Here is a 6733-nt window from a genome sequence, read left to right as displayed (position 1 = left end):
TCCGCCAGCAGCAGCCCCGGCTTCGCGTCCGCGCTCGCCACCAGGTGGCCGCAGTAGTGGATCAAGTCGAAGCGCTCGCCCAGGTACGCGGTGACGGCGTCGAAGGTGGCGAGACGGCCGGTGACGCACTCGATGTCCGCGAGGGGCTCGAGGGCCTCGCAGATCGCCTCCACCTCCAGACCCACGAAGCGCAGGTCGCCGCGCGGGTCCGAGCCGATGACGAGCGCTCGCGGGCGGGGGCGGAGCCGAGGGCTGGTGGCCGCCGGCAGCGGCCGGTCCATGACCAGCCGCTTACCGAGGCCGTAGCGCAGGCCCCAGAACTCCTCGTCGTCGTGGAGCAGCTCCCATGGCATCCCGTAGAGCGCGGTGCTGATGAGCAGCGGCCCGTGCACGGCGCGCAGCCGCGGGCGCAGGCGCGACGGCACGAGCGTGCGGTAGAGTACGGCGCCGCGCGCTCGGGCCTCGTCGGGGAAGCCGGCGCTCTCGGCGCCGCGCAGCAGCGCGTCGGCGCTCTGCTCCAGCGCGCGCAACGTGTCCTCGCCGAGCGGGTGCCGCACCTCCTCCAGCAGCGGCTCGGCGAGATCCTGCTCGGGCACGTCCAGGCGAAAGCGCAGCCCGCCCGCCGACCACTCGACGGAGAGCGTCGGCACGAACCTCATGCGTGGCCTGGCGGCACGCGCCCGGCCCGGGACGCGTGCCGCGACCCGGGAGAGCGACGGAGGGGTCTCAGGCCGGCATCGTCGCGCACGAGCGTCGTCTCGGTGCAGCGCACCTAGCATCGCGGAGCGCGCGGGTCCACGCCGCGGGAGACCGGCCGCGGCGGTGGCGGCGCTCACGCGGACGATTCGATGTCGAAGCGGAGCCGGAAGCGGCGAGCTCTCTGCTTGTCCTCGATCTCCAGCACGTACTGGCCAGGCGTGAGGCCCTTCACGACCACCATAGCGGCGCCCCGCACGCTGTACCGGCCAACCAGCTCGAGGCCTTCTCCCCGTATCTCCCGTACGTGCACCGAGAGACGAGGCGGCTCATCTCCCGAGACGCGCAGCGCCATCCCGACGCGCTCGGGGCCGTGCGGCTGGATGCTCAACTCGGCCAACAGGGGCGATTCCGGCAGCGGGAACTCCGCCTTCTGCCCGAGCGCCGGCGCTTCCTTCTTCGGTTCCTTCTTCCGCGGCGGCGGTCCTCGCAACGCCGCCGCCGGCACGACCAGGGGGGAAACCAGGAACCCCTCCGGCACGGCCGTGAAGACGGCGCCCGCGCGGCGGAGCTGGATCACCGCCCTGCCCACCGCCTCACAAATCGTCTCCCCGGCCCGCGCCGCCACCTCCGTCCAGCGCGCCGCGGCCGGTGCGACGAGCGGTGGCCCGAGCTCGCCCTGGGCCGCCGCTCGCTCGACGCTCAGCACCTCGGCCAGGCGATCCCGGCAGGCATGACACCACCCGAGATGGCGCGCCACGTGGGGGTGCCTCCTCCTGATTTCCTCGGCCGTCAGCCCCGCCAGCAGATACATCTCCTCCTGGACGGGACTGCAGCCGAAGAGCGCGCCCATGCGCTCGGCGCCGGGCGGCGATTCGCCCGTGGCCAGCTCGTGGAGGAGGCTCAGGACGGCCCAGCAGTCGGAGCAGCGACCAACGTGCTCCTCGGCTTCCCGACGCTCGCGCGCCGCCGGTGCCGGGTCCCTGGCCCGACCCCGTGGGGAGCCGAGCAGGATCGCCATGCTCTCCCGGTGATTCACGGCCACATCTCTATGACGACCCGCCGACCCCAGTTGTGGCGGCGGGCGACCTGCGGGGCCTCATTCCTCGTCCCCGAAGGCGATACGCAGCGCCCTGCGGATGCGCTTCAGCTGCCCCGCCACGCCGTCCCGGGTGAGGTTCTGCCGCAGCGCGATGTCTTTCTCGGGCATATCCTCGACGAACTTCATCCGGGCGACGTCCAGCTTCTCGGCACACCGCGCCACGATCTCGAGACGCTCGCGGTAGGCGGTCATCTCCTCCGGGGTGGGGCGATCCACGGGCAGCCCGTCCCGCAGCATCTCCTCCGGATCCTGGTCGGGGGATGCGAGGTACGCCCGTCGGGCTCGGTGACGGCCGCTCTCGCGGGCGAGGTCGAGAACCGTGTGGACGAAGAGGCTGCGGGCCCAGGACTCGAGGCGGGTGACGTCCTTCAGCCCGTCCAGCTTCTCTCTGGAAATGAGCTTCACGAGGGCGCTCTGGACCGCGTCCTCGAGGTCGTCGTGCAGCTCGGGATAGCGCTGGCGGGCGAGCGCGAGCCACTGCCGCCGGAACGCCTCCAGCACCTCGCCGAGCAATGGGTCGGGCGACGCGGACCCCGCGGAGCGGAGGATCGTGAGGATCGCTTCTGGCCGCCCGTCCAGCACGTGGGGCCCGCGCGAGGATGCCCCAGGGGCGAGCGGAGCGTCAAGGCGAGCGGCAACCCGTGAGGAGCGCATGACACAGAGAGCCTGCGCGGTGCGTCTCTGGGGCACTGTGGGGTTGACGGGCGCTCCGGCGCCGCCGTACAGCTCTCGCGTCGGTGCGTTGCTGACGACGCGCCGAGGAGCGAGAGCAACGCGCGTGAATCCGTCCATATGAACGCTCCCGGTCGCCTTCGCGGCCTGCTCGTCCTGGGGGCGCTCACGCTCGCGATCCCGCCCGCCGCTTCGGGCGCCACGATCCGCGGCGGCGAGACGATCCTGGGTGTGGTGTCCGCCACTGCTCACATCGCCACGGTGCCCACCCTCAGCACCATGACCCTCGCCATCCCGACCACCACGCAGCCCGTCGTCACCACCACCACGTCGTTGACGTCCACCACCCTTCCGGCCACGATGGCGCCCCTCTTCGAGCTCGCCCTGACGCTGCGGCCGCCCGAGACAGCGTCGTCGGTTCCCGAGCAGATGGGCGCGGCTCTCGCCGCCGGCGGCGACACGTTCCTCATCGGCGCGCCCCGTGACGGGAGCGCAGCGCCCGACGCCGGGATCGTCTACGTGGTCAGCGCGTCGAGCCCGACGTTCGGCCGCCTGCTTCGCGTCCTGCGCAAGCCGGGGACGCCCGCCGCGCGCGACGCCTTCGGTGCCGCGGTGGCGGCCGTCGGTGACAGCGTGCTGGTCGGCGCGCCCGGAGATGACACAGCGGCGCCCGGAGGCGGAGCGGCCTTCGTCTTCGGTCCCACGGACACTCCCCCCCTGCCCCTCCTTCCGCCGAGACCCGCAGCGGACGGCGCCTTCGGCGCCGCGGTCGCCGATCTGGCCGGCGACCTCCTGGTCGGCGCGCCCGGGACGGGCACGGTCCACCTCTTCCGCGGCGGGACGGGCGAGCCGCTGCGGACCTTCGAGAGCCCCGGGGGAGCTGGCCGGTTCGGTTCCGCGATCGCGGCAGTGGGCGCGAACGTCCTCGTCGGTGCGCCTGGAACCAGTGACAGCCCCGGGAAGGCCTTCCTCTTCGCAGGCGGCACCGGGAGGCTCCTGCTCACACTCACGAATCCGCACGCGACGGACGGGGACCAGTTCGGCTTTGCGGTGGCGGCCGCGGGAAACCGCCTCCTGGTCGGTGCACCCGGGAATCATCGGGGTGAGGGCGTCGTCTTCCTCCTGCGCGCCGATACTGGCGCGCCGATCCGGATCTTCGCGAAGCCGACGCCACGCGCAGGCGACCGCTTCGGAGCCTCGATCGCCGTCACCGAGGCGGGCCTCGTGGTCGGTGCCCCATTTGACGGCGAGCTGGCGGCGGCGGGCGGCGCGGCCTACCTGTTCGATCTGGAGACGGGAGAGCTTCGCGGCGTGCTCCGCAAGGACGGGTCCCGGCCCGACGATCTCTTCGGTACGGCGCTGGCCGGGCTCGGCGCCCGCGTGCTCGTCGGCGTTCCCGGCGACGACGCCGGTGTCGTCAACGGCGGTGCGGCCTACGTCTTCTCCGGCTCGACGCTCGAGGCGGTGTTCCGCAAGCGACTCTCGGCCGCCGCCTTCGGTGCCTCGGTCGCAGCCGTCGGCGCCGACGTCCTGGTCGGCGCGCCGGGCGGCGGGAGCGGCGCGGGAACGGTCAGCCGGTTCGACGGCTCGAGCGGCGCGGTCCTGGCCACCCTCGAGGGCCCGGCCCCGGGTACCCCGGGCTTCGGGTTCTCGGTCGCGGCACTCGGCCGCAACGTCTTCGTCGGGGCTCCCTTCCTGGCGGCTGCCGAGGGAGCTCAAGTCGGCGCGGTATACCGCTTCGAGGGCACGGCGCTCACCCGCGTCCTCGCCAATCCAAGACCCGTCGGCGGCGATCAGTTCGGCTTCTCCATCGCCACGGTGGGCGCTGATGTCTTGGTCGGGGTTCCTCTCGCCGGCGCGCGGGACGAGGGCGTGGCCTACCTCCTCGACGGCCGCACCGGCGCGCTGCGCGTCATCTTCCAGAAGGCGATCCCGGTGACGGGAGACTTCTTCGGCGCGGCCGTCGCGGCCCAGGGTGACGAGGTGCTGGTCGGCACACCCCTGGACAGCGAGGCAGCCCCGAACGCCGGCGCGGCTTACCTCTTCCTTCGCAACACGGCAACGCTCGAGCGCATCTTCCAGAGCCCGGCCCCCGCTGCCGGCGACCTGTTCGGCGCCGCGGTGGCGCTCGCGGGCCGCAGAGTCGTCATCGGTGCGCCCGGCGCTGCCGTGGGGGCGACCCAAGCCGGCGCGGTCTACGTCTTCGACCGGGCGAGCGGGAATCTGCTCGTCGCGATCCAGAACCCGACGCCCGACCCGGGCGACGAGTTCGGCAGCGCCGTCACCACCGTGGGGGAGAACGTGCTCGTCGGCGCCCAGCTCGACGACACCACAGGGCCCGATGCCGGGACGGCCTACCTGTTCGACGGAAACACGGGGAGGCTACTCCAGACGCTCCTGAATCCGGCCCAGGGGGCCTTCGACCGCTTCGGGCTCACGGTGGCCGCCGGCCCCGGCAGCCTGCTCGTCGGTGCCCCCGGCCCCTCACGCGTCTATGTCTTCCAGCCGACCGGCAAGGCCTCCCCGAGGCTGCGCGCGGAGATCATCGGGGTATCCGATGGCAGCGCCCGGTGCGGCAACGGCATAGTCGAGCCTGGCGAGGAGTGTGACGACGGGAACACGGTGGACACCGACGATTGCCGGTCGAACTGCACGCGCCCGCTCTGCTGCGCCCTCGATCCACTGCAGCAGGAGCGGTGCGACGACAACGACCCCTGCACGGACGATTCGTTCGACCCCACGACCGGCTGCACCCATATCCCGAACGGCCGCTGCTGCCAGAGCGACGCGGACTGCGGGTCGGGGAAGTGTCGCGTGTGCGACGGATGCTTCCTCTATCCGTGGGACTGTTGCGCCCGGGGGTCGACGTGCCTGGCGCTTGCCCCGGAGTGCAGCGGCACCAAGTGCCTCGCGGGCGCCTACTGCCGGTGTCAGGGAGATCTCGAGTGTCCCGGCGAGGCGGTTCCCTCGCCGACGCGAACCCTGTTCACTGCCGCCTGTGACCAGGTGAGGCTCGGGGGGAGCGTGGCGCCCGCCGAGACGCCCTCCCGGCGGGAGGAGCTCCGGGCGGCGAAGAGCCACGCGCGCGCGGCACGCCGCATGATGAGGAAGGCGGCGAGGGTCACGCGCAAGATGATGACACGTGGCAGCGTCTCGAGGCGCTGTGGAAGCACCCTCCTCGCCAGGATCAAGAGCGTCAAGACGGCCATCCCACGCGGGAGGGAGCTGCGCTGCGTGCTCACGCAGTGAGGCGAGCGGCCGCGGGGAGCGGACTCCCCGGGCTGCAGGCACGCCGCCTCGGCCAAGGGCGCGGGGCCATGTCAGCCGGAATCTCGACCGGAGGAGGGGCGTGAGCACCCCCGCTGCGGAGCGCGCGTCGGCGCCATTCGCCCGGGGCCACGAGGCGGCGGAGCGCGACCAGCACGGCGCCTTCGCGAGTCATCTCATCCGAGAGCAGGTCACCGCAGCGCAGGCGCACGAACACTCCCGGCAGCTCCTCCACCGTCCAGCCGTCGCGTTCGAGGAAGTCCCGCGCGATCCGGAAATCGTGGGTCGACACTCGGACGCCCCCGGCGCGGAGCCAGGCGTCGGCCATGCGGGCGGCTGCCAGCTCGAAGCGTGACCTGACCTCGGGAGGTCGCGTCTCCACGGCCTCTCCTCTTCGACCGACCGTGGGGGCGGGGGCCGCGGGCTGCGAACGCGTCATTCCGCGTTGGTTGGACCCGGGCCCGGCAAGAAGTGCTCGCCGAGACCACGCTGACGGGCAAGCTCCTGGACGGCGCGCCACGAGAGCGGGCTCGGCTCACGGTGTGCGTTCTCCCAGCGGCTCACGGTCGAGAAGGCCACCCCGACAGCGGCCGCGAGCTGCTCCTGGGTCATGCCCAGGCGCCGTCGCAGCGCGCGGACGAGGTTCCCTGCGCTGTCGTTCACTTCGCGCCCCTCATGGCACTCTGACGTAGCCAGCGCCTGCGATGTGTCGCCGGTGGTGGTCGCACCGGTCGCGCGGATGTCCTCGGGCCTCGGTCGATCCCGGGAGTGGAAATCGCCTGCCACGACCGCCCCGTCCGCCGCGTAACTGAACCACCGCTTCATGTCCGCCAATATCCGGGTGCAGGTCCCCCGCCGGCGCGCTGAGCGGGCGGCGCGACCCGCTCAGAACTGATACGTCAGGCGGAGGCTGGTTTCGGACCGCCCCGCGAGCAGCCCTCCGATCCCCCAGCTCTCGAAGATGGGCGTGCTGTGACCGCGCGGAGTGATGAAGTA

The 6733-nt window shown here is 72.6% G+C and carries 6 protein-coding genes; 2 read left to right on the top strand and 4 right to left on the bottom strand.

Annotated elements, in window-relative coordinates; genetic code table 11:
* From E6J59_00115 to E6J59_00105, 3 genes are all read right to left on the bottom strand, one after another.
* On the bottom strand, positions 1-779 hold a 779-nt coding region (locus tag E6J59_00115; GenBank protein TMB24604.1), incomplete at its 3' end, for a CHAT domain-containing protein.
* A 53-nt stretch (positions 780-832) separates the two neighbouring features.
* Positions 833-1735: a hypothetical protein gene (locus E6J59_00110; protein ID TMB24603.1), complete on the bottom strand. Its 903-nt coding sequence runs from the start codon at positions 1733-1735 to the stop codon at positions 833-835.
* A gap of 60 nt (positions 1736-1795) precedes the next feature.
* Entirely contained in the window at positions 1796-2590 is a 795-nt protein-coding gene (locus tag E6J59_00105; protein ID TMB24602.1) for a sigma-70 family RNA polymerase sigma factor, read from the bottom strand.
* Between E6J59_00105 and E6J59_00100 the strand changes: the two genes are divergently transcribed.
* Both E6J59_00100 and E6J59_00095 read left to right on the top strand, forming a co-directional pair.
* Positions 2591-5719 (top strand): hypothetical protein, encoded by a 3129-nt coding sequence (locus E6J59_00100; protein TMB24601.1) that lies wholly within the window; start codon positions 2591-2593, stop codon positions 5717-5719. It begins immediately after the preceding gene.
* A gap of 100 nt (positions 5720-5819) precedes the next feature.
* Positions 5820-6092, top strand: coding sequence for a hypothetical protein (locus E6J59_00095; GenBank protein ID TMB24600.1), 273 nt, complete (start codon positions 5820-5822; stop codon positions 6090-6092).
* 80 nt (positions 6093-6172) lie between these two features.
* Here the strand turns inward: E6J59_00095 and E6J59_00090 are convergent, their stop codons facing one another.
* On the bottom strand, positions 6173-6562 hold the full coding sequence (locus E6J59_00090; GenBank protein ID TMB24599.1) for a helix-turn-helix transcriptional regulator: 390 nt from the start codon (positions 6560-6562) through the stop codon (positions 6173-6175).
* Positions 6563-6733 lie beyond the last annotated feature (171 nt).

It is taken from the genome of Deltaproteobacteria bacterium (assembly GCA_005879795.1).
Classification (GTDB): domain Bacteria; phylum Desulfobacterota; class Binatia; order DP-6; family DP-6; genus DP-6.
The sequence above is the reverse complement of the archived record's forward strand: the minus strand, read 5'-3'. Positions and strand labels throughout refer to the sequence as shown.

Bases quoted from the DNA above. Each gene is read 5' to 3' on its own strand.
- E6J59_00100 (TMB24601.1), top strand. From the start codon at position 2,591: ATGAACGCTCCCGGTCGCCTTCGCGGCCTGCTCGTCCTGGGGGCGCTC.
- E6J59_00105 (TMB24602.1), bottom strand. From the start codon at position 2,590: ATGGACGGATTCACGCGCGTTGCTCTCGCTCCTCGGCGCGTCGTCAGC.
- E6J59_00090 (TMB24599.1), bottom strand. From the start codon at position 6,562: ATGAAGCGGTGGTTCAGTTACGCGGCGGACGGGGCGGTCGTGGCAGGC.